The organism is Streptomyces sp. NPDC111516 (assembly GCF_055635345.1).
The window spans coordinates 171,283-194,151 of record NZ_JBVKBV010000006.1 but is presented as its reverse complement, the minus strand read 5'-3'; the positions used below and the strand labels follow the sequence as shown (position 1 = coordinate 194,151).

Here is a 22,869-nt window from a genome sequence, read left to right as displayed (position 1 = left end):
GGGGATCGCGGCTCATTCGGAAGCCCCACAAGGGCGAACCGGTGGCGCCCGCCCGGCCGGGCGATATGTTGGCTGATATGACCACCCCCCCGAATGGCCCCGACGCCACGGACGGCCCCGGCGGCCTCTCGGACCGGGATCGTGCTGTGCTCTCCGTCGAGCGGCAGTCGTGGGCCGGGCCCGGGGCGAAGGACCGCGCGATCCGCGAACAGCTCGGCATCTCGCCCACGCGCTACTACCAGTTGCTGAACGCCCTCCTCGACGACCGCCGCGCCCTGGAGGCCGACCCGGTGACGGTGAACCGCCTGCGCCGGGTACGGGAGGCGAGGCGGGGGCGGCGCTGACCGGGACTCCGCCCCGGGAACGCCCACAGGGCACCCCGGCGCCGCGCCCCGCTATAGGCTCGCCCCATGGGCAGCAACCCGCACGCACCCACGCCGAGCGAAACCCCGTCCGAGTTCCCCGCCCCCACCACCCCACCCGGCCGAGAAGCCCTCGCCGCGATCCTCGCGCGCCCCGACCGCGCCGTCATCGCGGTCGACTTCGACGGGACCCTCGCCGACATCGTCCCGGACCCGGAGCAGGCCCGCGCCCACCCCGGAGCCGTCGACGCGCTCGTCGCGCTCGCCCCGAAAGTGGCGTCCATCGCCGTGATCACCGGCCGCCCGGCGGGCGTCGCGGTCCGGCACGGCGGCTTCGCCGGAGTGCGGGGACTGGACCACCTCGTCGTCCTCGGCCACTACGGCACCGAACGCTGGGACGCCGTGTCCGGCACCGTCCGCACCCCCGCCCCGCACCCCGGCGTCGCCGCGGTCCGCGCCGAACTCCCGGGCGTGCTCGACCGGTTCGACGCATGGCACGGCGCCTGGATCGAGGAGAAGGGCCAGGCGCTCGCCGTCCACACCCGCCGCGCCGCCGACCCGCAGGCCGCGTTCGACGCCCTGCGCGAACCCCTCGGCGAGCTCGCCGCCCGGCACGGGCTGATCGTCGAACCGGGCCGCCTGGTCCTGGAGTTGCGCCCGCCGGGCATGGACAAGGGCGTGGCGCTCGCACAGTACGTGCGGGAGACCGACGCCGAGTCCGTCCTGTACGCGGGCGACGACCTGGGCGACCTCGCCGCGTACGCCGCGGTGGAGAAGCTCCGCGCCGAGGGCCCCGACGGCATCCCCGGCCTCCTGGTCTGCAGCGGCAGCGCGGAAGTGCCCGAGCTGGCCGAACGCGCGGATCTGCTGCTGAACGGCCCCGGAGCCGTTGTCGGCTTCCTGGCGGCCCTGGCCGAACGGATCTGACCGGCTCACTCCCGCCGCAGCGCGTCCAGCTGATCGAGGAACCACTGCTGCGGCGGGAGCGCCACCGCCGCCGCGGCCAGCCGTTCCGTGCGCGCCGCCCGTTCGTCGTCCGCCATGGTGAGCGCCTCGTGCAGCGCCGCGGCCGTCGCGGACACGTCGTACGGGTTCACCACGACCGCGTCGCTGCCCAGCTCCTCGTACGCCCCCGCCTCCCGCGACAGCACCAGCGCGCAGCCGTGGTCGGAGACCACAGGGACCTCCTTGGCGACCAGGTTCATGCCGTCGCGGATCGGGTTGACGAGCGCCACGTCGGCCAGCCGGTACGCGGCGAGCGAGCGGGCGAAGTCGTCCTTGACGTGGAGCACGACCGGCGTCCAGCCCGCCGTGCCGTACGCGGCGTTGATGTCGTCGGCGACCTGCCGCACCTCGGCCGTGTAGTCGCGGTACACCGCCAGGTCCTGCCGCGAGGGGTACGCGAAGGCGACGTGGACGACGCGCTCGCGCCATTCGGGCCGCTCCTCGAGGAGCGTGCGGTAGGCGAGCAGCCCGCGCACGATGTTCTTGGACAGTTCCGTCCGGTCCACTCGTACGATCGTCCTGCGCCCGGGGCCGATCTGCTCCCGCAGCGCCGCCATCCGCTCGTCCACGTCCGCCTCGTGCGCGCGGCGGCGCAGGAAGTCGGCGTCCGCCCCGAGCCCGTGCACCCCGATCCTGGTCCGCCCGGTGCCGCCCAGGAGCTCCGTGCAGCAGCCGATGAAGGCATCCGCCCAGCGCCGGGTCAGGAAGGCCGCCCGGTCGGCGCCCAGGATGCCGTGCAGCAGCTGCTCGGCGATGTCGTCGGGGAGCAGGCGGAAGTAGTCGACGGGCGCCCACGGGGTGTGCGAGAAGTGGCCGATCCGCAGGTCGGGGCGGAGGCCGCGGAGCATGCCGGGCACCAGCGCCAGGTGGTAGTCCTGAACCAGCACCGCCGCCCCGGGGCCCGCCTCCTCGGCGAGCGCCTCGGCGAAGGCCCGGTTGTACGTCTCGAACGACGCCCACAGCCGCCGGAACTCGGCGTCGAAGACCGGCTCCAGCGGGGTCTGGTACAGCATGTGGTGGACGAACCAGAGCACCGAATTCGCGATGCCGTTGTACGCGTCCGCGTGGACGGCCGCGTCGATGTCGAGCATCCGTACGCCGGGCTCACCGACCCCGCGCCGGACCGCCTCCCGGTCCCCGTCACCGAGCGCGGCGCACACCCACAGCTTTTCCTTGACGGCGCTCAGCCCGGAGACGAGCCCGCCGCCGCCCCGCTTCGCGTCGAGTGATCCGTCCGTGCCCAGCGTGTACGACACCGGGCCGCGATTGGACGCGACGAGGACCTGGGCGGCGGACTGGGCTTCGTGCTCGGAGACCATATTGCGGAATCTAGCCAGATCACGGACCGCCCAAACGTGCAAACGTGCGAAGTCGGGCCACGTCAGGCCGCGCGGCGCGAAACGTACTCCTCGATCTCACGCATCGGAGGCCGCTCCTCGGTGTCCACCGCATGGGTGCGCGGTACGAAACCGTCCTCGCCGCGCTCGAACTGGGTGAGCGAAGGCCGTACCAGGTGCCCGCGGGACAGCCGGAGTTGCGCGGTCCGGTAGATCGCCGCCGCCATCCGGCCGAGCGCCTGCCCGTCCTGGTGGCGGTGCCTGCGCACCCCCACGTCGACCTGGGCCAGCGCGTCCAGACCCACGGTGTGCAGCGCGTCGACCAGGAGGCCCAGCTCCACTCCGTACCCCACGGGGAAGGGCAGCTGTTCGAGGAGGGAGCGGCGTACGGCGTACTCGCCGCCCAGCGGCTGGACGAAGCCGGCCAGCTGCGGCCAGTGCAGATTGAGCAGCGGACGGGCCACCAGCTCGGTGACGCGACCGCCCTGACCTGCTGTGTCACCGAGCGGGCGGTCGTACATCGCCTTGACGAACCGGACGTCCGGATCGGTCAGCAGCGGGCCGACGATGCCGGAGACGAAGTCGGCCGAGAATTCCTTCAGGTCGGCGTCCACGAAGCAGACGATGTCCCCGCCGGTCACCAGGAGCGACCGCCAGAGCACCTCGCCCTTGCCGGGCACGGCGGGTATCCGGGGGAGTATGTCGTCCCGGTGCACCACTCGTGCGCCGGCCTCCCGGGCCACCTTCGCGGTGGCGTCCGTGGAACCGGAATCGATCACCACGAGTTCGTCGACCAGCTGGACCTTCTCCATCAGCTCGCGCCGGATCGTCGCGACGATCGCACCGACCGTCGCCTCTTCGTCCAGCGCGGGCAGCACGACACTCACGCTCCCGCGACGCGGGTCCCGGGCCTTGGCGGCGAGGAGCCGGTCCAGCGGGCGGTCGGCGGCCGACCAGGAACGCCTGGCCAGCCAGCTTTCGACCTCTTCCAGCACGGTCGATACTCCCTGCATGTGATCCATCTCGCGGTTCGGACGACTATCTCAACCGTCCGGAGCTTCGGTTACAGTCTTGAACAACGCGGACGGCCGTCGCATGTCGGGGTCGGTCCGCCAATAAACGCCTGGATCGGAGATCCAGCGCCATAGCGCTCATCCAGAGGGACTGAGGGAACGGCCCGTTGAAGTCCCGGCAACCCTCCTGCCGACCGCGAGGTCAGGTGGGGAAGGTGCCAATTCCGTCTCGTGGCGAAATGCGCCGCGAGGAAGATGAGGAGAAAGGGCCTCGCCTCCATGGCTGCGCAGACTGTTGCAGTAAGCACCGACTCTTCCGCCGAGGTTGTCGATCTGGGCCCCGCCGCGGCGCTTTCCTGCCGCGAGTGCGGCGAGCGTTTCGAACTCGGTCCCATTTTCGCCTGTGCGTCCTGTTTCGGGCCGCTCGAAGTGGCGTACGACCTGCCGAGCGGCTCCCCCGACGAGCTGAAGAAGCGCATCGAGGCCGGACCCGACAACATCTGGCGTTACGCGCCGCTGCTGCCGGTCCCCGCCGATGTCGCGGACAAGCCCAACATCAACCCCGGCTTCACCAAGCTGGTCAAGGCCGACAACCTCGCCCGTGAGCTCGGTGTCACCGGCGGTCTGTACGTCAAGGACGACTCCGGCAACCCGACGCACTCCTTCAAGGACCGCGTCGTCGCCATCGCCGTCGAGGCCGCCCGCGCCTTCGGTTTCACCACCCTCTCCTGCTCCTCCACCGGCAACCTCGCCGGCGCGGTGGGCGCCGCCGCCGCCCGCGCCGGTTTCCGCTCCTGCGTGTTCATCCCGCACGACCTGGAGCAGGGCAAGGTCGTCATGGCCGCGGTGTACGGCGGTGAACTGGTCGGCATCGAGGGCAACTACGACGACGTCAACCGCTTCTGCTCGGAGCTCATCGGCGACCCGCTCGGCGAGGGCTGGGGCTTCGTCAACGTCAACCTGCGCCCCTACTACGGCGAGGGCTCCAAGACCCTGGCGTACGAGATCTGCGAGCAGCTCGGCTGGCGGCTGCCCGACCAGATCGTCATCCCGGTCGCGTCCGGCTCGCAGCTCACGAAGATCGACAAGGGTCTCCAGGAGCTGATCAAGCTGGGCCTGGTCGAGGACAAGCCGTACAAGATCTTCGGCGCCCAGGCAGAGGGCTGCTCCCCGGTCTCCACCGCCTTCAAGGCCGGTCACGACGTCGTACGGCCCCAGAAGCCGAACACCATCGCCAAGTCCCTGGCGATCGGCAACCCGGCCGACGGCCCGTACGTCCTGGACATCGCCCGCCGCACCGGCGGCGCGGTCGAGGACGTCGACGACGAGCAGGTCGTCGACGCGATCAAGCTCCTCGCCCGCACCGAGGGCATCTTCGCGGAGACGGCGGGCGGCGTGACGGTCGGCGTCACGAAGAAGCTGATCGAGGCCGGTCTGATCGACCCGGCGCTGACCACCGTCGTCCTCAACACGGGTGACGGCCTCAAGACCCTGGACGCGGTGGCCGCCACCTCGCAGGCGACCGCCACGATCCGCCCGAGCCTGGACGCGTTCCGCGCCGCCGGACTCGCCACCAGCTGACCACCCGAGACTCCAGGAAGGGCACCCACCATGAGCGTCAAGGTCCGTATCCCCACCATCCTCCGCACCTACACGGGCGGCCAGGCCGAGGTCCCGGCCGAGGGCTCGACCCTCTCCCAGGTCATCGCGTCCCTGGAGCAGAACCACCCGGGCATCGCCGCACGCGTCCTCGACGACCAGGGCAAGCTGCGCCGCTTCGTGAACGTGTACGTCAACGACGACGACGTGCGCTTCGAGGGCGGCCTGGAGACGGCCACGCCGGACGGTGCCGGCATCTCGATCATCCCGGCGGTCGCGGGCGGCTGCTGATCCCCCGTCCGGCTTCACCGCGTCACCGGAATTGCCCCCTCCGCGAGAGAAACGGAGGGGGCAATTCTGCATGGTTGAGCGCGGTACAGTGTGGGAAGTCCCTCCAGCTGCCCGTGCCGCCCGCATATGAGAATGCGCCCGGCCGCGACAAGAAGCAGCCAAAGTGCTCGATCCCCTTGCGCCATAAGTCGCCTTTGCCCGGCCCGACTTGCCCTGGAACCGTATGAATTCCTCATATTCGGGCGTTCGGTGCTGCCCAGAATTCTCGTCCGATTGACCTGTTGCAGAGGGCAGTTGGGCAGATACATTCGGCCGCGGTCGACGCGTTCCGGCGCACGCACCCTCTCCTGTCGGAGGGTGAGTTCTGACCCGGGTCCGCGAAGTGCGGTCCTGTGCAAGGGCCAGTAATAGGGGAGTTAGGCATGGCTCAGGGCACCGTCAAGTGGTTCAACGCGGAGAAGGGGTACGGCTTCATCGCGGTCGACGGTGGTGCGGATGTTTTCGTCCACTACAGCGCGATCCAGATGGACGGGTACCGCACCCTCGAAGAGGGTCAGCGAGTTGAATTCGAGATCTCGCAGGGCCAGAAGGGGCCGCAGGCGGACATGGTCAAGCTCGCCGTCGGCTGAGCTCGACGCGGTCGGCCAACGACACTACTCACGCACGGAGGGCCCGTACCCCTGGGGTACGGGCCCTCCGTGCGTCCGTGTCGTCCGGGGCCGTCCGAGGGCGGTCGTCGCTGTCCACATCCCGAGGCGGACGCGTCGAAGGCGCTTGCACTCTCCGGGGTCGAGTGCTAATCATTGGCGTTAGCACTCTCCAGGTGAGAGTGACAGAACTTGGACCGGGCCGGTGAGGCCCGCAGGTCCGGTGGGGCAAGGAACCACCGGTCAGGCAGGCCGTCCGTCGCGGGCGCCACTCGGTCCGGAGCAATCCACCCCTGTCCGGGAGGACCACTTCACATGGCCAAGATCATCGCGTTCGACGAGGAGGCCCGGCGCGGTCTCGAGCGCGGCATGAACCAGCTCGCCGACGCCGTCAAGGTCACCCTTGGCCCCAAGGGTCGCAACGTCGTCCTTGAGAAGAAGTGGGGCGCCCCCACGATCACCAACGATGGTGTGTCCATCGCCAAGGAGATCGAGCTGGAGGACCCGTACGAGAAGATCGGTGCGGAGCTGGTCAAGGAGGTCGCCAAGAAGACGGACGACGTCGCCGGCGACGGTACGACCACCGCCACCGTTCTCGCCCAGGCTCTCGTCCGCGAGGGCCTGCGCAACGTCGCCGCGGGTGCCAACCCGATGGCCCTCAAGCGGGGCATCGAGAAGGCCGTCGAGGCCGTCTCCGCCGCCCTCCTGGAGCAGGCCAAGGACGTGGAGACCAAGGAGCAGATCGCTTCGACCGCCTCCATCTCCGCCGCCGACACCCAGATCGGCGAGCTCATCGCCGAGGCCATGGACAAGGTCGGCAAGGAAGGCGTCATCACCGTCGAGGAGTCCCAGACCTTCGGTCTGGAGCTGGAGCTCACCGAGGGTATGCGCTTCGACAAGGGCTACATCTCGGCGTACTTCGCCACGGACATGGAGCGCATGGAGTCGTCGCTCGACGACCCGTACATCCTGATCGTGAACTCCAAGGTCAGCAACGTGAAGGACCTCCTTCCGCTGCTGGAGAAGGTCATGCAGTCCGGCAAGCCGCTGCTGATCATCGCCGAGGACGTCGAGGGCGAGGCCCTGTCGACCCTGGTCGTCAACAAGATCCGTGGCACCTTCAAGTCCGTTGCCGTCAAGGCCCCGGGCTTCGGTGACCGCCGCAAGGCCATGCTCGGCGACATCGCCATCCTCACCGGTGGCACCGTCATCTCCGAGGAGGTCGGCCTCAAGCTGGAGAACGCCGGTCTCGACCTGCTCGGCCGCGCCCGCAAGGTCGTCATCACCAAGGACGAGACGACGATCGTCGACGGCGCCGGTGACACCGACCAGGTCCAGGGTCGCGTCAACCAGATCCGTGCCGAGATCGAGAACTCCGACTCGGACTACGACCGCGAGAAGCTCCAGGAGCGCCTCGCGAAGCTGGCCGGCGGCGTGGCCGTCATCAAGGCCGGTGCCGCGACCGAGGTCGAGCTCAAGGAGCGCAAGCACCGCATCGAGGACGCGGTGCGCAACGCCAAGGCCGCCGTCGAGGAGGGCATCGTCGCCGGTGGTGGCGTGGCTCTGCTCCAGGCCTCGGCCGTCTTCGAGAAGCTGGAGCTCTCGGGTGACGAGGCGACCGGCGCCAACGCCGTCAAGCTGGCGCTGGAGGCCCCGCTGAAGCAGATCGCCGTCAACGGTGGTCTTGAGGGCGGCGTCGTCGTCGAGAAGGTGCGCAACCTGGCCGTCGGCCACGGTCTGAACGCCGCGACCGGCGAGTACGTCGACATGATCGCCGAGGGCATTCTCGACCCGGCGAAGGTCACGCGCTCCGCCCTGCAGAACGCCGCGTCCATCGCCGCGCTGTTCCTCACCACCGAGGCCGTCATCGCCGACAAGCCGGAGAAGGCCGCCGCGGCCGCCCCGGGCGGCATGCCGGGCGGTGACATGGACTTCTGATCCTGACGGATCGGTAGTTCCTGTACAGCTCTGCCACATCGACCCCCGGGACCGACAGGTCCCGGGGGTCGATGTCGTTTCGTCGGTGTCTGTCGCAGTCCGTTGCGGTCCGTCGTCGTTACGGCAGCCGGTCGAGGAGCCAGGTGCTGAGTTCCTCCGTCACGAGGGTGTGCCCCTCGTTGCGGGACGCGAGTTTGAACTCGTCCAGCCCGCTCTCCTCCTCCGGGAGCGAGGAGATGTCCGCGTACAGCTCCTCGTCCGTGTCCAGATCGCGGATGTCGACCGCGCTGACCGCCGGTACGAAGCAGTGCGAGCGGATACGTACGTCGGTCTTGAAGCCGAGGATGGGGTTGAGGGCGTTGAAGGCGTCGGCGAGGATGCCGAAGCCTTCCAGCGAGCCGCCGGGTGCGCCATCGATCGACGGGAGTCCGGACGTATGCACCTCGTTGGTCTTGAGCGTCACCACCCGCAGCTTCGCGACGAGTTCCTCGTCGCCGGGGGACTGGGTGTAGAGCTTGGTGCCGACGACCGACAGGCCCTTGCCCTCCAGGGCCAGTTCGCCCGCCCGCACGTCGGTGCCGGTGCCGTCGGCCACGCCGTTGGCGACACCGATCAGCCGCGGCCGCCGCGGCCATTCGCCGACGGCCGCCATCTCCGCGAGGAACGCGGCGCGCTCGGCACTCCGGTCCGGCGTCCCGTCCCACTTCGCGATGTGCCGCCACAGCAGCTGACGCGCGGCGGGGCTGTTGATCTGGTCGTAGAACCGGCTGTCGAGATCGCGGATGTAGTGCGCGAACGCCTGGAGCGCGATCGGGATCCAGGCGCCGCGGTGCGGGCTGTCGTACGAGAAGTACAGCGCGGTCTGGTGGTCGATGCGCCGGCTCTCCATCTTGGCCAGCGCGTGCCGGGTGACGAGCCCGCCCATGCTGAACCCGCCGACGGCCAGCGGTGTGTCGCCCTGCCGCTCCATGACGGCCTGCATGACTGCCGCCTGCGCGGTGACGGAGTTGTCCAGAATCGATGCACTGCGTTCGTGGAAGCCGAGCAGGATGACGTCGTGTCCACGGCGGCGCAGTTCGCTGATGAGCGCGTAGTCGCCGAACTCCATGACCTCCCAGGAGAAGTCCAGGCTGCTCGGCCCGGTGTTGAATCCGTCGGCGAAGATCACGGGTCGTACGAGGCCCGGGTTCCCCTCGCCGTAGTAGACCCACGCGGTGCCGCCCGGCAGGTCCCACACGGTGCTGGGCGGCAACGGGAGCGCACCGTGCGGCTCGGCTTCCAGGCGGGGGCCGGGGGCCAGGGTGATGGCGGGCTTGCGGTGGAGCTCCGAGACGATTTGCTCGCGGGTCGGTTCGGACATGGGGCGTCCCCTTTCGGTCGATTGGTTACGATGTGCGCCGAGATGGACACGCAGCGTAGCGACCAAATGGGGAAAGTGGATCAAACCACTCCCAGGTGGGAGCCGGTTTCGGACACCCGGTGAGCTCGGGAGGGAGGCTCCCGTCCTATGCCCTTGGCGAGCGCCCGTGGATCGAGCGGGTCGAAGTCCAGGCCGCCACCCGCCACTCACAAACGATCAGGCATCCCCGCGGGCGCGCGAACGTGCGGTGATGCTCCGAGCTTTCCGGGCGCTCGGCGCCGACCGCTTACCGGACGAGTTCCCGTTCCGCGAGGATCAGGTCGAGCAGTTCGTGTGGGGCGACCTCGTCCGGCCATGCGCTCAGGGGCAGGGTCGGCGACCAGCGCAGGATGAACGAGGTGCGCTCCTCGGGGGTGTCGCCGCCGTGGCCTCCTTCGTCGCGGTGGCCGTGGTCGGCTACGACCACGACGAGCCAGTGTTCCCCGTGCTCGTTCGCGCGGGCGTGTACGGCGTGGGTGAGCCTGGCCACGTGACGGTCGACGCGGCCGAGCGCCGCTTGGTATTCCTCGGTCAGTGCGCCGTAGATGTGACCGGCGTCGTCCACGTCGCAGAAGTAGACGAACGAGACGTCCGGCGCCTGCTGGGACGCGAGCGCTTCCCTTGAGAAGTCGGCGACTTCGGCGTCGATCCGGATGTAGCCGTGCACCTCGCCGTCACGGGCGACGACGGTGTGCAGTCCGGCTTTCTGCTGTTCCGTGCGCTGGTGGATGACCGGGCCCAGGTCGTCCGGGGAGACCAGCGGGGGCCATCCGGCCGCTGCGAACGTCCGGGTGTTCTGATCCTGGTAGTAGGCCCGCGACAGCAGGTCGGGGTGGTGGTGGAGCCGGTGGCCGATGAAGGTGTTGTCCTGGACGCCGTGTTGGGAGTGGGTGGTCCCGGTGAGGATCGAGGACCAGCCCGGTCCGGAGATGGTCGGCACTTCCATGGTCATGGGCATCAGGTGTCCTTCGCCTGCCATGGCGCGGAGCGTGGGAGCGGCAGGTGAGTCGGCGCACAGGTCCCAGCGGAGTCCGTCGATGCCGATCAGGAGGACGCGGGTTCGGGCAGGGGACGATGTCGATCGAGTGGGCATGGGTGGTTCAGCTTTCTACGATGGTGCGGGTGCGGGTGACGCCGAGGGCCACGCGGGTGCCCACGGGGTAGGAACAGGCCGTCGGCGTGGCCAGGTCGACCCGGAGGTCATGGGCGCCCTGGCGTACGACGAGCGAGCTGAGGGGCCCGCGCAGGATGTGCTCGACGACGACTCCTGCGGTATCCCCGGCTCCGGCGGGCTTCACGGAGATGTCCTCGGGGCGGATCAGGGCGGTTGCCCGGGCCGAGGTGACGGGGTCGCGGTTGGCGATCTGGAGGCCGGCTCCGAGCACGGTGATCCGGCCGTTCTCCACCAGTCCCTGGATGCGGTTGACGACGCCGACGAACTGCGCGACGAACGGTGTCTCGGGTTCGTTGTAGAGGGTTTCGGAGGTGGCCAGCTGTTCGATGCGCCCGTCGAGCATGACTCCCACCCGGTCGGCCATGGTGAGCGCCTCTTCCTGATCGTGGGTGACCATCAGCGTGGTGATTCCCTCCTGGCGCTGGATCCGGCGGATCTCGTCCCTCAGGCGCCCGCGGACGCTCGCGTCGAGGGCGCTGAGGGGCTCGTCGAGCAGGAGCAGCTGGGGCTGGATCGCGAGGGCGCGGGCCAGGGCGACACGCTGCTGCTGCCCGCCGGAGAGCTGGTGGGGAAACTTGGCGCCGTGCTCGGCGAGCCCGACCAACTCAAGGAGCTCCTCGGCCCGTTGTGCGCGTTCGCGGCGGTCCATGCGCCGGATGCGCAGCCCGTAGGCGACGTTCTCGCGGGCGGAGAGGTGGGGGAAGAGTGAGTAGTTCTGGAAGACGACGCCGATGTTGCGTGAGCGCGCAGGTGCCGTGGTCACGTCACTGCCGGCGATGGTGACGCGTCCGGCATCGGGCCGCTCCAGCCCGGCCAGGATCCGCAGGGTGGTGGTCTTGCCGCAGCCCGAGGGGCCGAGCAGCGCCACCATCTCGCCCTGGACGAGGTCCAGGTTCAGGTCGTCGAGCACGGTCCGGCCGGCGTAGGCCTTGCGGACCGCGGCCAGCGAGACGTGCCCCGGACGGGCTTCGGTGCCCGCCGAGCGGGCCGCACCAAGGGCATCGAGGGAACTCATGTTTCGGTTCGTTTCTGTCGTTGGGCGAGCCACGAGATGCCCGACAGGAGCAGCCACGTGAGCATCATGGTCAGGAAGGACAGGGCGGCGGCGCCCCGCGGAGAGTCGGCGCCCGCCTGCACGGTGTAGACCGGGAGCGTGAAGTGCAGCAGGAGGGAGGCCACGGCGAATTCACTGAGCACGAGCGCGATGCACATGAGCGAGGCGGACAGCAGCGCGGTGCGCATGAGGGGCAGCACGACGCGTACCAGGGTGCGGAGGCTTCCTGCGCCCAGCGAGCTGCTCGCCGCCCAGAGGGTGGGCAGATTGCCCGAGCGCATCTGGGCGTCGAGGGCGCGGTACGCCAGCGGCAGGCACAGCACCACGTAGAACGGCACCAGCGAGAGCGGCGAGACCAGGAATCCGGGCATCGTGGCTCGGAAGAACAGCCCGGCCCCGGAGACCAGCGTCACGGCGGGCACCACCAGCGGGAGCAGCGAGAGCGACTCCGCCAGGTGACGCAGCTTGGCCGATCCGTGCAGATGGAGGACCAACAGCGTCGGCAGCAGCAGCCCGAGCGTCGCGAGGGTGGACAGGACGGCGAGCATCGCCGTCGTGCTCAGCGCCTCGCTGGCGCCCGCCGCGGTGAAGATGGTGGCGAGATTGTCGAGCGTCACGCCGGACTTGCCCGGAACCGTGAACCCGAAGACTGCGGCTCCGGCCACGGGCACGAGGAATCCGATGAGGGCGACGGCCAGAACTGTGGTGCGCAGCGCGCTCCGGCCGCGGGACGTCAGTGGCTGAGCCATGCTCGGCTCCTTCGCTCGAGAAGCGCCCGCGCGCTCATCGCGACCACGATGACGAGCATCATGACCGTGGCGAGGGCGGCTGCGAACGAGTCGTCGATCATCACGTTCCCGGAGATGAAGAACCCGATGACCAGCGGTACGAGATTCAGGCTGCCGCCGGCCAGGGCGTACGCGGTGGCGTACGACGAGAACGCGTTGGCGAAGAGCAGCAGCAGGGCCCCGCCGAGCGAGGGGGCGAGCACGGGCAGGGCGATGTCCTTCGCGTACCTCCATCCGGTGGCGCCAAGGGTGGTCGCGGCCTCGTGCCATTCGCGGCGCAGGCCCGCGAGCGCGGGCAGCATCAGCACAGCCATGAGCGGAATCTGGAAGTACAGGTAGACCAGTGCGACGGCCAGGAACGAGTCAAGGCGGATTCCCTGGAACAGACCGGGCAGCAGCCAGGTCAGGAGACCCTGCCCGCCGATCGTGGCGATGAAGGAGAACGCCAGCGGCACGCCGCCGGACTGCGAGGCCATGGCCGCATAGGACATGACCAGGTTCTTCAGCCACCGCGGACGGTCCGCCCCGACCAGCGCCCAGGCAAGGACGAGGCCGGCCGCGCCGCCGACGACAGCCGTCAGCAGGGACAGGTTCGTGGTCAGGACGAAAGCGTCGAAGTACTGGGGCTCGAAGACCCGGGCCACCGACTCGGTCGACCACGCCCCGGAGACGTTGAATGCCTGGAGCACATTCGCCCCGACCGGCAGGGCCAGGAACACCATGAGGAATACGAAATAGGGCAGGGTGCCCACGACCGGGCGCCGCAGCCCGAGGGCTGCGGCCTTCGTACCCGCCATCAGACCCGAACCTTCGCAGCCCAGGTGTCGGTCACGAGCTTGGCGGCCTTCTGGCCCTGCTCGATGGTCGGGAACGACACCTTGCGGAGGATCTCCGGCGACGGAAGGCCGGCCAGCGCTTCCTTGGACAGCTTGCCGGCCTGCGCCAGCTCGGTGAAGCGCGCGGGCACCGCGCCACCGAGGGCGAACTGCTCGGAGCCCTCGTCGCTCGTGAGCCAATCGATCCACAGGCGCGCCGCGTTCGGCTGCGGCGAGGCCTTCGTGACGGGCTGCGCGTAGTACGTGCCGAAAACGCCCTCGGCCGGGACGAAGAATTCGAGGTCCACGCCGCTGCGCTTCATCTCGGCGCTCATGCCCGTGAAGTTGTAGTTCCAGTCGAAGACGACGGCCGCCTGTCCGGAGGCGAGCCCGGTGGACGTCTCGGAGATGATCACGAGGTTGCCACGCTTGGCGAGGTCCGCGAAGTATTCGATTCCGGGCGTGATGTCATCCGCCGAACCGCCGTAGGCAATGGCGGCGGCGAACACCGCGGCGATGGAGCCGGCGCCGGTCCGCGGGTCGCCCGGGAGCGCCACCTTGCCCTTGTACTCGGGGCGCTTGAGATCCTCGAAACTCGCCGGGCGCCGGGTGGTCTTGGTGTTGACGCCGATCGAGACCACCCCGTAGTAGGCGCCGACCCACAGGCCGTTCGGGTCCTTGAGGCCGGCCGGGATCTTGTCGAAGTTGCTCGGCTTGTAAGCCTCGATCAGTCCCTGGTCGGCCGCGGGCTTCGTGAAGGAGTAGCCGATGTCGATCGTGTCCGGCTGGGAAGCCTGCCCGAGAAGGGTCTTGACGGCCTTGATCTCTTCCGCAGAAGAAGCGTCCGGCGACGCGACAGGGGTCGCGATGCCGTACTTGGCGTGGAACTTCTCCAGATGCCCCTTGTAGTTCGCCCACGTGTCCGGCAGGGCGATGAGCTGGACCTTGCCCTCCTTCTTCGCGAGCTCGGTGATTTCGGCCAAGGACGTTCCGACAGTCTTCCGCGAACCGGCGGACGAGCCGCTGGAGCACCCGGCAAGTGATCCGATGGCGGCCGCCCCCAGGCCGAGTGCGGACAGGCGCAGCAGACTGCGGCGGGAGGGGCTGAACTCGGACAGCTTGGACATGGTGACGCCGTTCTCTCGGACGGAAGGTGAGCTGATCGCCCGCCACCATGCTGTTCGCCGACCGTGACCAGTGGCCGTTGTCAAGGCGAACAGCCGGCAAACTTTGGTCTAGACCGAAAACTGCTATGCTCGCTCGCGCCACAGCCAGGCCTCAGAGGCGAAGGAGCCCCATGCCAGCCCCCACCATCGACCTCGACGCCGCCCTCGCCGTGCTCCGCGGGGCGCACGGCGTGCTGTTCGACTTCAACGGCACGCTCTCCCTCGATGAGGACCTTGTCGGGCTGCTGTATGCGGACGCGGCCAGGGAGCTGTGCGGCATCGAGTTGGGATGGGACGAGTACGAGCGTCGCTTCGTAGGCATCAGCGACCTCGAGATCTGCGCCGCGCTCTCGCGCGGCGACGCGCGCCTCGCCGACCGGATCCTCGACCACATGTGTGCGGCCTACGCGCGCGAAGTGTCCGAACGACCGCGCATCCCTGCCGAGCACGTCCGACTCGTTGAGGCCCTGACACGGGCGGGCGTCGAGGTCGCCGTGGTCACCGGGACCATGCGGCGGCTCCTCGAACCGGCCCTCGCCTCGACCGGCCTGGACCGCGTCATCAAGGCCACGGTGTGCTGCGAGGACGTCTCCGTCGGAAAGCCGAGCCCGGAAGGCTTCCTGCGCGGAGCCGCCCTTCTGGGCGTGTCTCCTGAGCACACCGTCGTCTTCGAGGACTCCCGTGCGGGAATCGGCGCCGCACACGCCGCAGGCATGGCGTGCATCCTCGTCGGACCGCTCGCGCACAGCGCGCCCGAGGGCACCTACCCCGTCGGCGAACTCGCAGCGCTCGCCCGTTAGAGCTCCGGCGCAGTCCCGCTGGTCACGCGCACGCGCAGGGCATCCGTCCGATAGACGTCGTGCGAGTACTCGACCGCCCGGCCGTCCGACCGGTAGGAGGTACGCACCACCCGCAGTACTGGATTACGGGCACCCACGCCCAGCAGCTCCCGCTCCTCGACCGAGGTGACAGCCGGCAGCAGGTCCTCGACCTTCCGGACCGGCGCGGAACCGTTCTCTGCCAGCACCGCATACACCGAACCCGTGATCCGCGAGAGAGGGAACCCCGGCAGGAGCACCCCCGGAAACCACGAATCCTCGATCGCGACCGCCTCGTCATCCGCGAACCGAAGCCGCCACAGATGATGCACCTCGTCCCCGACCGCCAGCCCGAGCGCGGCCGCGACCTCGGGCGACGCCTGCACACTCTCCGCGTCGAGGATTTTCGATACGACCTCGACCCCCTCCACGGCAAGCTGCTGGACCAAGCCCACCATGGAGGCGAGTTCAAGTACCGGGGCCCCGGCGGAGACGAAGGTCCCCCCGGCACGGCCAGGGCGTCGCTTCACAAGGCCCCGGAACTGCAGCGACTCCACCGCTTGGCGCAGCGTCATCCGACTGACACTCAAATCCGCAGCCAGCTCACGCTCTGCCGGAAGCCTCGCTCCTGACGCGTACTGCCCCGACACGATCCGAGCACGAAGGATGTCCTCGATCCGCTGCACTGAAGAATCCGAGGTCACAGCCGCACTTTACCCGGCAACGTGCACGGGCTTATCACGGGCCTCACGGGCACGGGGTGGCTTCTCAGACGTCAGGGCCCGGGGCTCAAGCCCCGGGCCCTGACGTGTGCTGACCTGTGCGGTGCGCGGTTACCGGTGACGGGCCTCGAACGTGGCGAAGGCCGTCTCCTGGCGCCACTCGGTCGCCGCCTTCGGGTTGTCGGCGAGGTAGCGGGCGCAGCGGGCGCTCGGGTGGGCGGTGCCCGGCCGGTTGCCCTTGCAGGCGGCGACCAGGCGGTAGCCGGAGGGGGCGGAGCCGGTGGCCCACAGGCTGCGGCCGTTGCGGAACGCGTACTCCAGCGAGGCGCGCGCCAGGTCCTTCAGTTCGGTGTAGCGCAGGCCGTACGTCCTGGCCGCGTACTGGTACTCGTGGCTGATGTCGATCCGCGAGACCCCCGGGTCGTCCGTGGCCAGGACCACCGGAACGCCGTAGCGGCGGTACGCGTTGAACGGGTGGTCGGCGCCCGCGATACCGAGGATCTGCTTGTTGCTGGAGAACGGCACCTCGACTGCGATCTTGCGCCGTGCCATCGTCCGGGCGAGCTGCCGCCAGTCGTCCTCGTGGACCAGGTCCACGCCGTGTCCGATGCGTTCGGCTCCGGCGACGAGCACGGCCTCGCGGATGTGGAACGTCAGGTCCTCGGGCTTGACCAATCCGGGGGCCAACTCGCCGGCGTGCAGGGTGAGGTGAGCGCCGGGATACTGGCCGCGCAGGTACTTCAGCATCCGCATCTGGAGGCTGTAGTTGGCCAGCGAGCTGTCCCAGTCCTCGGGCTGTACGAGGTTGACGGCGACGAACCTCGGGTCGCGCTCGGCCAGCCGCATGCCGAGCGCCATCTGCGTGAACACCCGTGCCGGGGAACTGCCCCGGGACACCTGGGAGATCCACCTGACGGGGAGCCGGCAGCCCGGGTCGGGGCGCGCGGTGTCGCAGTGCGCGGCTTTGCGGAACTGGACGTTGCTGTCGTCCGCCTCCTGCACCGCCTCGTCGACGACCCGGTCGAGCTTCCCGTCGGCCAGCAGCTTGCGGTGGAACGCCGCCAGGTCGGCGTCGTAACCCACGGACTCGGCAAGCGCCTTGGCGCTGTCCGACGCGGGGGAGACCATGGTCTCCAGATAGAACTGGTTCTGTTCGACGACGGTGTTGGCCACGTTGGCGAGCATCTTGCCGCGGGCGTACCAGGTCGCCATGCCGAACTTGTTGAACGTGTCGAAGAAGTGGTCGTGCCCGGACTGACCGGCCGGGAAGTCCTGCATCGACCAGGCCCGGATGATCTCCCGCTTGAACGCGGCGTCGGTCCGCGCGTCGGCTGCGGGCCTCGTGCCCGGTCCGCAGGGCGGCGCGACCGCCGTCATCGTCGCGTCGATGCACAGGCCGTTCTCGGTCGCGAGCTTGATCAGGTACTCGGTGGTGACCGCGCCGGAGAGGTGGTTGTGGAGGTCGCCCCCCTTGGGCAGCGCCCTGAAGAAGGACTTCAGCCTCTCGGGCCTGTTCCGCAACGAGTCGAGATACGCGGAGGTCCTGCGCTCGGCGGCTGTCACCACGCGGGGCGACGCGTACGCGGCGACGCGCGACGAGGAGTCCTTCGCGGGTGCGGCGGTGGCCGGGATCGCCGGAAGCAGGGTCAGCACGGCGAGTGCGCCGAGCCCGGCCGGGAGCAGTGACTTGGGACGGTGAGACGTCCGGTTTGATGAGATCACGGCCGAATGATTGCGTTCTGAGGAGTCGCTCGGGACCCGAATCACGTTGGTGGCCGGGAACGTTCACCCGATCGAGGAGCCTGGCCCGTGAGCCGAGAGTCCGATTATTTGACAACCAGTGGCCCGCCCAGGCTGACCGTACGTTCGCAAAACCGGTGAGCAGCTGCGGGGTCTCGCCCCGATGTAGCCGGCGAATCATCAAAGTGCGGCCCATCACATTTTCCCCGCATCCACGTTTCCTCGCCATCACATCCATACGATGAGTGATCGCTGACGGGAAGCACGCAGGGAGTTCGGTGTTCACCGGTCAAGCGCGTCACGACGCGTGAGGCACGAGGCCTGGCGTCCAGGTCTCGGAGCGTGCTCTGTGTCAAAGGTGTCCCGTCGGGCTGCACTCGGGGCTGTGGGGCTCGGTGCGGTGGCGATTGCCGGATATCAGCTGCGTGGTGAAGAAGCCGCGCCACTTGTGCGAAGACCGGCGGCACGTACCGGGAACAACCCCGTGGTCCGGGAGAACCGTGCGGCCGGTTCCGACGGGTGGGCACTGGGCCGTGGCGGCACGAGCGGTGTCACGGACATATTGGCCCAGATTCAGGGCTTCGCGTCGAAGACGTCGGTGGAGCATGGTGAGTCCATCGCTTTCCACCTGGCGTCCCACATCGCCCAGAAGTGCACGGTGGCGATATACCGCGTCGGGCACTACGGGGGCGCCGGCGCACGGCACCTGACGACCAGTGAGCCAGTGGCCGTGGATCCCCAGGCCAAGCCGAGTGCGGATGCCGCCACCGGGCTCATCGCCTGCGACTGGCCGGCTTCCTGGACCCTGGACATACCGAACACCTGGGTGTCAGGGATATACCTGGCCGTGTTCACGTCCGAGGACGGCCATCGCAGCTACACACCCTTCGTCGTACGCGACACCGCCCGCCGTTCCGACATCCTGATGGTCGTCCCCTTCACCACGTACCAGGCCTACAACATCTGGCCGCTCGACGGACGCACCGGCAAGAACCTGTACAAGGGCTACACCCCCGAGGGCGAGGTGGGCGGAAATGCCGAACGCGCCTTAAAGGTGTCGTTCGACCGGCCCTATGCACAGGCCGGTCTGCCTCGCTGGTTCGACATGGACACCAGCGCCGCACGATGGGCGGAGAGCGTCGGTTACGACATCACTTACGCCGGCAGCATTGACCTGCACGACGGACGGATCGACCCGTCGAAGTACACCGCCATCGTGTTCTCCGGGCACGACGAATACTGGTCCGAAGGCATGCGCGACTGCGCGGAGGAAGCGGTCGGAGCCGGGACCCATCTCGCCTTCCTCGCCTCGAACAACATCTACTTCCACATACGCCTCGAACCCAATGCCGAGGGACAGCCGGACCGCGTGGTGACCTGCTACAAGGAAGCCCCCGACCCCGAACCCGGCACAGCCGGGCCCACCGTGCGCTGGCGCCACCTCGGCAAACGGCACCGCAAGGCGGAACAAGGGCTGCTGGGCGTGCAGTACAACGGCATCCTCAAGGCCCCCGTGCCGCTCGTGGTCCGCGAAAGCAGTCACTGGTTCTGGTCGGGCACCGGCCTGCGGGACGGCGACGAGATCCCGGACCTGATCGCCGTCGAGGCCGACGGCTTCGACCCGTCCATGCCCCGCCCCGACGGGCGGCAGACGCTGCTTTCCGCGTCCCCGTACGTCGACAGCTGGGGCCGCGGCCGCACCGTCCAGAACACCAGCCTGTGCGAGAACAAACAGGGCACGCTCGTCTTCGTCGCCGGGACCTTCCACTGGCCACTGGCCCTCAACGACTCCGAACACATCAACCCACAGGTCCAGCGGGCCACCCGCAACCTCCTGACTCGCATGCTGGAGCCGAGGAACACCTGACGCCCTGGCACACATAGCGCTGTCGCGCGCCAGGACGCGCCTCGAAGCCCAAGGACTTCTTGGGGCCTGGCATGACAACTCCCGGTGACACACGTGCGTTTGTTGGTTCTGCGCCCCTTCCAGGCCGGCCGCGCGTTGGACACGCTGGGTATGCATTGTCATTACTCAGCGTGGAAAGGGATGGGGCATGACCATCAAGGAACGGCGCAGGGCGGCAGAGGGCGGAGTGCGGGCGGCGGAGGACGCCGTGGCGCGGCTGAAGGAGGGGTTCTCGGGGGTGGGGATCACGTTGCCTTCGCTGCGGGTCGACCCGGTGACGTGTGCGGGGAGCGAATCGGCGTCGCCGCTGGTGGACCTCGGCCGGTGCAACCTCGACACGGCGCTGCGGCTGAGTGTGGTGCTGGAGGCGCAGGGGTTGGCCGGTCATGACGGGTGAGGCGCTTGAGCCGTGCGGGCCGGAGCCCGGGTCGTTCGCGGTGGACACCCGGGACGGGCGGGTGGGGCGCGTGATGGGGCGCGTCGGGCCGTACGTACAACTGCGGGCTCCGGGCGGCGGGGAGGAGTGGGACTGTCCGCCGGAGTCGCTGCGCCCGGCCCCGCTCGGGGAAGTGCTGCGGGCCAGGGTCAGGGAGGTCAACCGGGAGGGGCGGCTGCCGTGAGGGTGTCGGTCGGGGAAGGGGCGCCGTCCTGCTGCCGGGCGCCGTTCGGCGCGCAAGGGCGCCGGAAAGGGTGAACCGCGCCGGGCCGTGACCCGCCCCGGGCGCGAAGCGTTGAACCCGTGGGTCGAGTTGCGGCAGCAGGGCACCCACGAAGCAAGGCGTCCAATGTTTTCGGACGGACCGTCCGGACTTGTTGGACGCTAGCGTGTCCGGTGCCTCGCCGCAAGCCGGTTTCAGGAGTTGTGGTCAGCCGATGTGTCGGAAGGAAGAATCCCTCGCGTGGCCAATGCACTGCAGGAATTGGTGAAGAGCCGGCTGGAGCAGCAGGGCTGGTCCTATGGCGACGTGGCCCGGCGCGGCGGCATTCCGCGGTCCACCGTGCATCATCTGGCCACTGTCGAGCGGGTGACCCGCATGCCTCAGCAGGCCACCCTGGAGGGTCTTGCCAGGGGACTGGAACTGCCCCTGGACTCCATACGCAGAGCGGCCGCCGAGGCCTGCGGGATCCATCTGTACTTCGAGGAACCGGCCCCCACCGCCACCGACCCCGAGGTCGCCACCCTCATCGCCAGCCTCCAACAACTGTCCGTCACCGACCGCCGACACGTCACCGCGCTCGTCGAATCCCTCCTGCGCAACACCTCAACCCCCGACACCGAAACCAACCCCGGATCCGACACCGCCGCCGACCCCGGATCCGACGCAGGCACCGACGACGACTCCGTTTCCCGCGAGCGCTCTTGATCGGTGGCCGGCCGTCGCGTGCGGTTGGTGTCCCCGGTCGGTGTCCCATGACGTGCCCACGGCCTGCGGGGCTGCCTGTGCCTCATGTGGCCATGGAGATCGGGGACTTGGGGTCGGCGGCGCCCATTGCATATCCAGACATGCATATGTCCTGGCGAAACAGTAGATCAGGCAAGAAATAGGCTTGATTGGGGCTACTCTCGTCCCCTGCGGGTGGGGTGGACCGCCCGGTTCCTCCGCGAGAGGGGTGCACGTGCTTGTCGTTCCAGAAGCCGGCGCGACCGCCGTCGTCCGCGACAGGACAGGAGAGCCGATCGTGCTGCTCTCCGGCGAACTCCCCGCAGCTCTCACCCCCTCCGGCGTGAACGATCTGCTGAACCTGGCCGCCGCCGTGCTCGATGCCGAGGAACTGGCACTCTTCCGCAGCTGCCTCGCGGCAATGCGCTGCGGCGAAAGACTCGAGGAAAGACATATTGAGGTGAGCGGCGCCATGCTGACCATCTACCGCAGCTGACCACGGAACAGCAGTGGGCTCCCGGGAGTTCTCCCGGGAGCCCACGCTCGGTTCCGATCCGAGCAAGATCCGGAGCAAGGCCCGGGGCAAGCCTGCTCAAGCCGACTCAGCGGCGGCGATAGCAGTCCCTCGTGTAGTCCCCTCCGTATCCGTTGTAGTCGCGGTAGCTCCCGTAGCCGTAGTTCCAGTGCCAACGGTGCGCGCCCCGGTGGTCCGAGCGGTTGCGGCAGTCATCGGCCCAGCGGTTCCCGCGGTGGTCCCAGTCGTTGTGCCCGAGTCGCCGGTGGTCGAAGTCGACGCACCGGAAGTCGAAGTGGCGAACGCTGTGCACCTGCACCGGCGAATGGGCTGGGGCGGCCATGGCCGTGCCCGTCAGAGGAATGGCGATTGCGGTCACGGCCAGGGTCGCCGTCGCAGCGGCCCGCGCGAATGCTCTCACTACGTTTCTCCTTGGTTCGAATTGATTTCCTGCTGGCCCTCCGGACATTACTCTGAGCCTGCAGTCGATTCCATCGAGTAATCGGGCCGTGGGGGCTTGTCGGCGCATTGCCGATTTCTGCTCAAGATGTGCTGAAAACCAGCTCCGAGCTCTTCTTCGTGATGTTTCAAAAAATTGCGGATGTGGTGCCGGCAAACACCCGCCAGGGTTACTCGACTGCGGTGTGTTGTTGGCTGGTTGCGGGCTTGGACGGATGTGCTGAAAGGATTCGGGGGTGCACCGTGTTATGCGTTGAAGAATTCATGTGCTTTGCCGTTCGAGGCGGGGCCGGCCTGCGGGAATCCCCGGTTCGAACGGCATTTTGCCCCGTGTTCTGCGCAGGCGGGTCCGTGGTCAGCTGCGGTAGATGGTCAGCATGGCGCCGCTCACCTCAATACGTCTTTCCTCGAGTCTTTCGCCGCAGCGCAGTGCCGCGAGGCAGCTGCGGAAGAGTGCCAGTTCCTCGGCATCGAGCACGGCGGCGGCCAGGTTCAGCAGATCGTTCACGCCGGAGGGGGTGAGAGCTGCCGGGAGTTCGCCGGAGAGCAGCACGATCGGCTCTCCTGTCCTGTCGCGGACGACGGCGGTCGCGCCGGCTTCTGGAACGACAAGCACGTGCACCCCTCTCGCGGAGGAACCGGGCGGTCCACCCGCCCGGAGCGACGAGAGAATAGCCATCGAAGGCCAGGGGGTTGCCGGTCGGGATGCGCCGGACTGGGCCGATCGGGTGAGGGTGGAC

Annotated in this window: 24 protein-coding genes and 1 riboswitch; of the genes, 12 read left to right on the top strand and 12 right to left on the bottom strand. The window is 68.8% G+C overall.

Going from position 1 to position 22,869, the window contains the following annotated elements; all coding sequences use genetic code 11:
- The first annotated feature begins 77 nt into the window (after window positions 1-77).
- On the top strand, window positions 78-344 hold the full coding sequence (locus tag ACZ7L9_RS14885) for a DUF3263 domain-containing protein (protein ID WP_471415504.1): 267 nt from the start codon (window positions 78-80) through the stop codon (window positions 342-344).
- Between the two features lie 66 nt (window positions 345-410).
- Entirely contained in the window at window positions 411-1,289 is an 879-nt protein-coding gene (gene otsB, locus ACZ7L9_RS14880; protein ID WP_471415502.1) for a trehalose-phosphatase, read from the top strand.
- Between the two features lie 5 nt (window positions 1,290-1,294).
- On the opposite strand, the gene ACZ7L9_RS14875 is transcribed toward otsB, so the two are convergent.
- Both ACZ7L9_RS14875 and ACZ7L9_RS14870 read right to left on the bottom strand, forming a co-directional pair.
- Complete coding sequence (locus ACZ7L9_RS14875) at window positions 1,295-2,686, bottom strand: alpha,alpha-trehalose-phosphate synthase (UDP-forming) (RefSeq protein ID WP_471415500.1); 1,392 nt, start codon at window positions 2,684-2,686, stop codon at window positions 1,295-1,297.
- A gap of 62 nt (window positions 2,687-2,748) precedes the next feature.
- Window positions 2,749-3,699: a glucosyl-3-phosphoglycerate synthase gene (locus ACZ7L9_RS14870; RefSeq protein WP_471415698.1), complete on the bottom strand. Its 951-nt coding sequence runs from the start codon at window positions 3,697-3,699 to the stop codon at window positions 2,749-2,751.
- Window positions 3,700-3,852: 153 nt separating this feature from the next.
- Window positions 3,853-3,979, top strand: a riboswitch (SAM riboswitch).
- A 17-nt stretch (window positions 3,980-3,996) separates the two neighbouring features.
- On the opposite strand from ACZ7L9_RS14870, the gene thrC reads away from it, so the two are divergent.
- The 4 genes from thrC to groL all read left to right on the top strand — a co-directional run bounded on the left by thrC (window position 3,997) and on the right by groL (window position 8,192).
- Window positions 3,997-5,298 carry a threonine synthase gene (gene thrC, locus ACZ7L9_RS14865; protein ID WP_471415498.1) on the top strand — a complete coding sequence of 434 codons (1,302 nt, stop codon included), beginning with the start codon at window positions 3,997-3,999 and terminating at the stop codon, window positions 5,296-5,298.
- A 30-nt stretch (window positions 5,299-5,328) separates the two neighbouring features.
- Complete coding sequence (locus tag ACZ7L9_RS14860) at window positions 5,329-5,607, top strand: MoaD/ThiS family protein (protein WP_391745890.1); 279 nt, start codon at window positions 5,329-5,331, stop codon at window positions 5,605-5,607.
- Between the two features lie 422 nt (window positions 5,608-6,029).
- Entirely contained in the window at window positions 6,030-6,236 is a 207-nt protein-coding gene (locus ACZ7L9_RS14855; RefSeq protein WP_003967346.1) for a cold-shock protein, read from the top strand.
- 333 nt (window positions 6,237-6,569) lie between these two features.
- Window positions 6,570-8,192 (top strand): chaperonin GroEL, encoded by a 1,623-nt coding sequence (gene groL / locus ACZ7L9_RS14850; protein ID WP_358861679.1) that lies wholly within the window; start codon window positions 6,570-6,572, stop codon window positions 8,190-8,192.
- Between the two features lie 118 nt (window positions 8,193-8,310).
- On the opposite strand, the gene ACZ7L9_RS14845 is transcribed toward groL, so the two are convergent.
- The 6 genes from ACZ7L9_RS14845 to ACZ7L9_RS14820 form a co-directional block, all read right to left on the bottom strand.
- The gene (locus ACZ7L9_RS14845) at window positions 8,311-9,552 is read right to left on the bottom strand and encodes a hypothetical protein (protein WP_471415496.1); all 1,242 of its coding nucleotides are present in this window, start codon (window positions 9,550-9,552) and stop codon (window positions 8,311-8,313) included.
- Between the two features lie 286 nt (window positions 9,553-9,838).
- On the bottom strand, window positions 9,839-10,684 hold the full coding sequence (locus ACZ7L9_RS14840; protein WP_471415494.1) for an alkaline phosphatase family protein: 846 nt from the start codon (window positions 10,682-10,684) through the stop codon (window positions 9,839-9,841).
- A gap of 7 nt (window positions 10,685-10,691) precedes the next feature.
- The gene (locus tag ACZ7L9_RS14835) at window positions 10,692-11,780 is read right to left on the bottom strand and encodes an ABC transporter ATP-binding protein (RefSeq protein WP_471415493.1); all 1,089 of its coding nucleotides are present in this window, start codon (window positions 11,778-11,780) and stop codon (window positions 10,692-10,694) included.
- On the bottom strand, window positions 11,777-12,568 hold the full coding sequence (locus ACZ7L9_RS14830; RefSeq protein ID WP_471415491.1) for an ABC transporter permease family protein: 792 nt from the start codon (window positions 12,566-12,568) through the stop codon (window positions 11,777-11,779). Before ACZ7L9_RS14830 ends, ACZ7L9_RS14835 begins: the two co-directional genes overlap by 4 nt.
- On the bottom strand, window positions 12,553-13,404 hold the full coding sequence (locus ACZ7L9_RS14825) for an ABC transporter permease (protein ID WP_471415490.1): 852 nt from the start codon (window positions 13,402-13,404) through the stop codon (window positions 12,553-12,555). Before ACZ7L9_RS14825 ends, ACZ7L9_RS14830 begins: the two co-directional genes overlap by 16 nt.
- On the bottom strand, window positions 13,404-14,549 hold the full coding sequence (locus ACZ7L9_RS14820; RefSeq protein WP_471415488.1) for an ABC transporter substrate-binding protein: 1,146 nt from the start codon (window positions 14,547-14,549) through the stop codon (window positions 13,404-13,406). Before ACZ7L9_RS14820 ends, ACZ7L9_RS14825 begins: the two co-directional genes overlap by 1 nt.
- A gap of 170 nt (window positions 14,550-14,719) precedes the next feature.
- Here ACZ7L9_RS14820 and ACZ7L9_RS14815 point away from each other — a divergent pair, with 170 nt between their 5' ends.
- The gene (locus ACZ7L9_RS14815) at window positions 14,720-15,388 is read left to right on the top strand and encodes an HAD family hydrolase (RefSeq protein ID WP_471415487.1); all 669 of its coding nucleotides are present in this window, start codon (window positions 14,720-14,722) and stop codon (window positions 15,386-15,388) included.
- Here the strand turns inward: ACZ7L9_RS14815 and ACZ7L9_RS14810 are convergent.
- Both ACZ7L9_RS14810 and ACZ7L9_RS14805 read right to left on the bottom strand, forming a co-directional pair.
- Window positions 15,385-16,092, bottom strand: a complete 708-nt coding sequence (locus ACZ7L9_RS14810) for a GntR family transcriptional regulator (RefSeq protein ID WP_471415697.1) — start codon at window positions 16,090-16,092, stop codon at window positions 15,385-15,387. The genes ACZ7L9_RS14815 and ACZ7L9_RS14810 overlap by 4 nt on opposite strands.
- A 147-nt stretch (window positions 16,093-16,239) precedes the next feature.
- Window positions 16,240-17,850, bottom strand: coding sequence for an adenosine deaminase family protein (locus ACZ7L9_RS14805; protein ID WP_471415484.1), 1,611 nt, complete (start codon window positions 17,848-17,850; stop codon window positions 16,240-16,242).
- Window positions 17,851-18,430: 580 nt separating this feature from the next.
- Between ACZ7L9_RS14805 and ACZ7L9_RS14800 the strand changes: the two genes are divergently transcribed.
- The 5 genes from ACZ7L9_RS14800 (at window position 18,431) to ACZ7L9_RS14780 (ending at window position 21,652) form a co-directional block, all read left to right on the top strand.
- The gene (locus ACZ7L9_RS14800) at window positions 18,431-19,735 is read left to right on the top strand and encodes a N,N-dimethylformamidase beta subunit family domain-containing protein (protein ID WP_471415483.1); all 1,305 of its coding nucleotides are present in this window, start codon (window positions 18,431-18,433) and stop codon (window positions 19,733-19,735) included.
- 187 nt (window positions 19,736-19,922) lie between these two features.
- Window positions 19,923-20,171 carry a hypothetical protein gene (locus tag ACZ7L9_RS14795; protein ID WP_471415482.1) on the top strand — a complete coding sequence of 83 codons (249 nt, stop codon included), beginning with the start codon at window positions 19,923-19,925 and terminating at the stop codon, window positions 20,169-20,171.
- A complete protein-coding gene (locus tag ACZ7L9_RS14790) occupies window positions 20,161-20,394 on the top strand; it encodes a hypothetical protein (protein ID WP_471415481.1) in 234 nt (77 codons plus the stop codon). Before ACZ7L9_RS14795 ends, ACZ7L9_RS14790 begins: the two co-directional genes overlap by 11 nt.
- A gap of 279 nt (window positions 20,395-20,673) precedes the next feature.
- Window positions 20,674-21,138, top strand: a complete 465-nt coding sequence (locus ACZ7L9_RS14785; protein WP_471415479.1) for a helix-turn-helix domain-containing protein — start codon at window positions 20,674-20,676, stop codon at window positions 21,136-21,138.
- A gap of 253 nt (window positions 21,139-21,391) precedes the next feature.
- Window positions 21,392-21,652, top strand: coding sequence for a hypothetical protein (locus ACZ7L9_RS14780; protein ID WP_471415477.1), 261 nt, complete (start codon window positions 21,392-21,394; stop codon window positions 21,650-21,652).
- 106 nt (window positions 21,653-21,758) lie between these two features.
- On the opposite strand, the gene ACZ7L9_RS14775 is transcribed toward ACZ7L9_RS14780, so the two are convergent.
- On the bottom strand, window positions 21,759-22,091 hold the full coding sequence (locus ACZ7L9_RS14775; RefSeq protein WP_471415476.1) for a hypothetical protein: 333 nt from the start codon (window positions 22,089-22,091) through the stop codon (window positions 21,759-21,761).
- 393 nt (window positions 22,092-22,484) lie between these two features.
- Window positions 22,485-22,745, bottom strand: coding sequence for a hypothetical protein (locus ACZ7L9_RS14770; RefSeq protein WP_471415475.1), 261 nt, complete (start codon window positions 22,743-22,745; stop codon window positions 22,485-22,487).
- Window positions 22,746-22,869 lie beyond the last annotated feature (124 nt).

Excerpts from the sequence above, each read along its gene's own strand:
- ACZ7L9_RS14885 (WP_471415504.1), top strand. The coding sequence starts at position 78 with ATGACCACCCCCCCGAATGGCCCCGACGCCACGGACGGCCCCGGCGGC.
- ACZ7L9_RS14795 (WP_471415482.1), top strand. The coding sequence starts at position 19,923 with ATGACCATCAAGGAACGGCGCAGGGCGGCAGAGGGCGGAGTGCGGGCG.
- groL (WP_358861679.1), top strand. The coding sequence starts at position 6,570 with ATGGCCAAGATCATCGCGTTCGACGAGGAGGCCCGGCGCGGTCTCGAG.
- ACZ7L9_RS14825 (WP_471415490.1), bottom strand. The coding sequence starts at position 13,404 with ATGGCGGGTACGAAGGCCGCAGCCCTCGGGCTGCGGCGCCCGGTCGTG.
- ACZ7L9_RS14835 (WP_471415493.1), bottom strand. The coding sequence starts at position 11,780 with ATGAGTTCCCTCGATGCCCTTGGTGCGGCCCGCTCGGCGGGCACCGAA.
- ACZ7L9_RS14840 (WP_471415494.1), bottom strand. The coding sequence starts at position 10,684 with ATGCCCACTCGATCGACATCGTCCCCTGCCCGAACCCGCGTCCTCCTG.
- ACZ7L9_RS14790 (WP_471415481.1), top strand. The coding sequence starts at position 20,161 with ATGACGGGTGAGGCGCTTGAGCCGTGCGGGCCGGAGCCCGGGTCGTTC.
- ACZ7L9_RS14855 (WP_003967346.1), top strand. The coding sequence starts at position 6,030 with ATGGCTCAGGGCACCGTCAAGTGGTTCAACGCGGAGAAGGGGTACGGC.
- ACZ7L9_RS14875 (WP_471415500.1), bottom strand. The coding sequence starts at position 2,686 with ATGGTCTCCGAGCACGAAGCCCAGTCCGCCGCCCAGGTCCTCGTCGCG.
- ACZ7L9_RS14860 (WP_391745890.1), top strand. The coding sequence starts at position 5,329 with ATGAGCGTCAAGGTCCGTATCCCCACCATCCTCCGCACCTACACGGGC.
- thrC (WP_471415498.1), top strand. The coding sequence starts at position 3,997 with ATGGCTGCGCAGACTGTTGCAGTAAGCACCGACTCTTCCGCCGAGGTT.
- ACZ7L9_RS14820 (WP_471415488.1), bottom strand. The coding sequence starts at position 14,549 with ATGTCCAAGCTGTCCGAGTTCAGCCCCTCCCGCCGCAGTCTGCTGCGC.
- otsB (WP_471415502.1), top strand. The coding sequence starts at position 411 with ATGGGCAGCAACCCGCACGCACCCACGCCGAGCGAAACCCCGTCCGAG.
- ACZ7L9_RS14830 (WP_471415491.1), bottom strand. The coding sequence starts at position 12,568 with ATGGCTCAGCCACTGACGTCCCGCGGCCGGAGCGCGCTGCGCACCACA.
- ACZ7L9_RS14845 (WP_471415496.1), bottom strand. The coding sequence starts at position 9,552 with ATGTCCGAACCGACCCGCGAGCAAATCGTCTCGGAGCTCCACCGCAAG.
- ACZ7L9_RS14815 (WP_471415487.1), top strand. The coding sequence starts at position 14,720 with ATGCCAGCCCCCACCATCGACCTCGACGCCGCCCTCGCCGTGCTCCGC.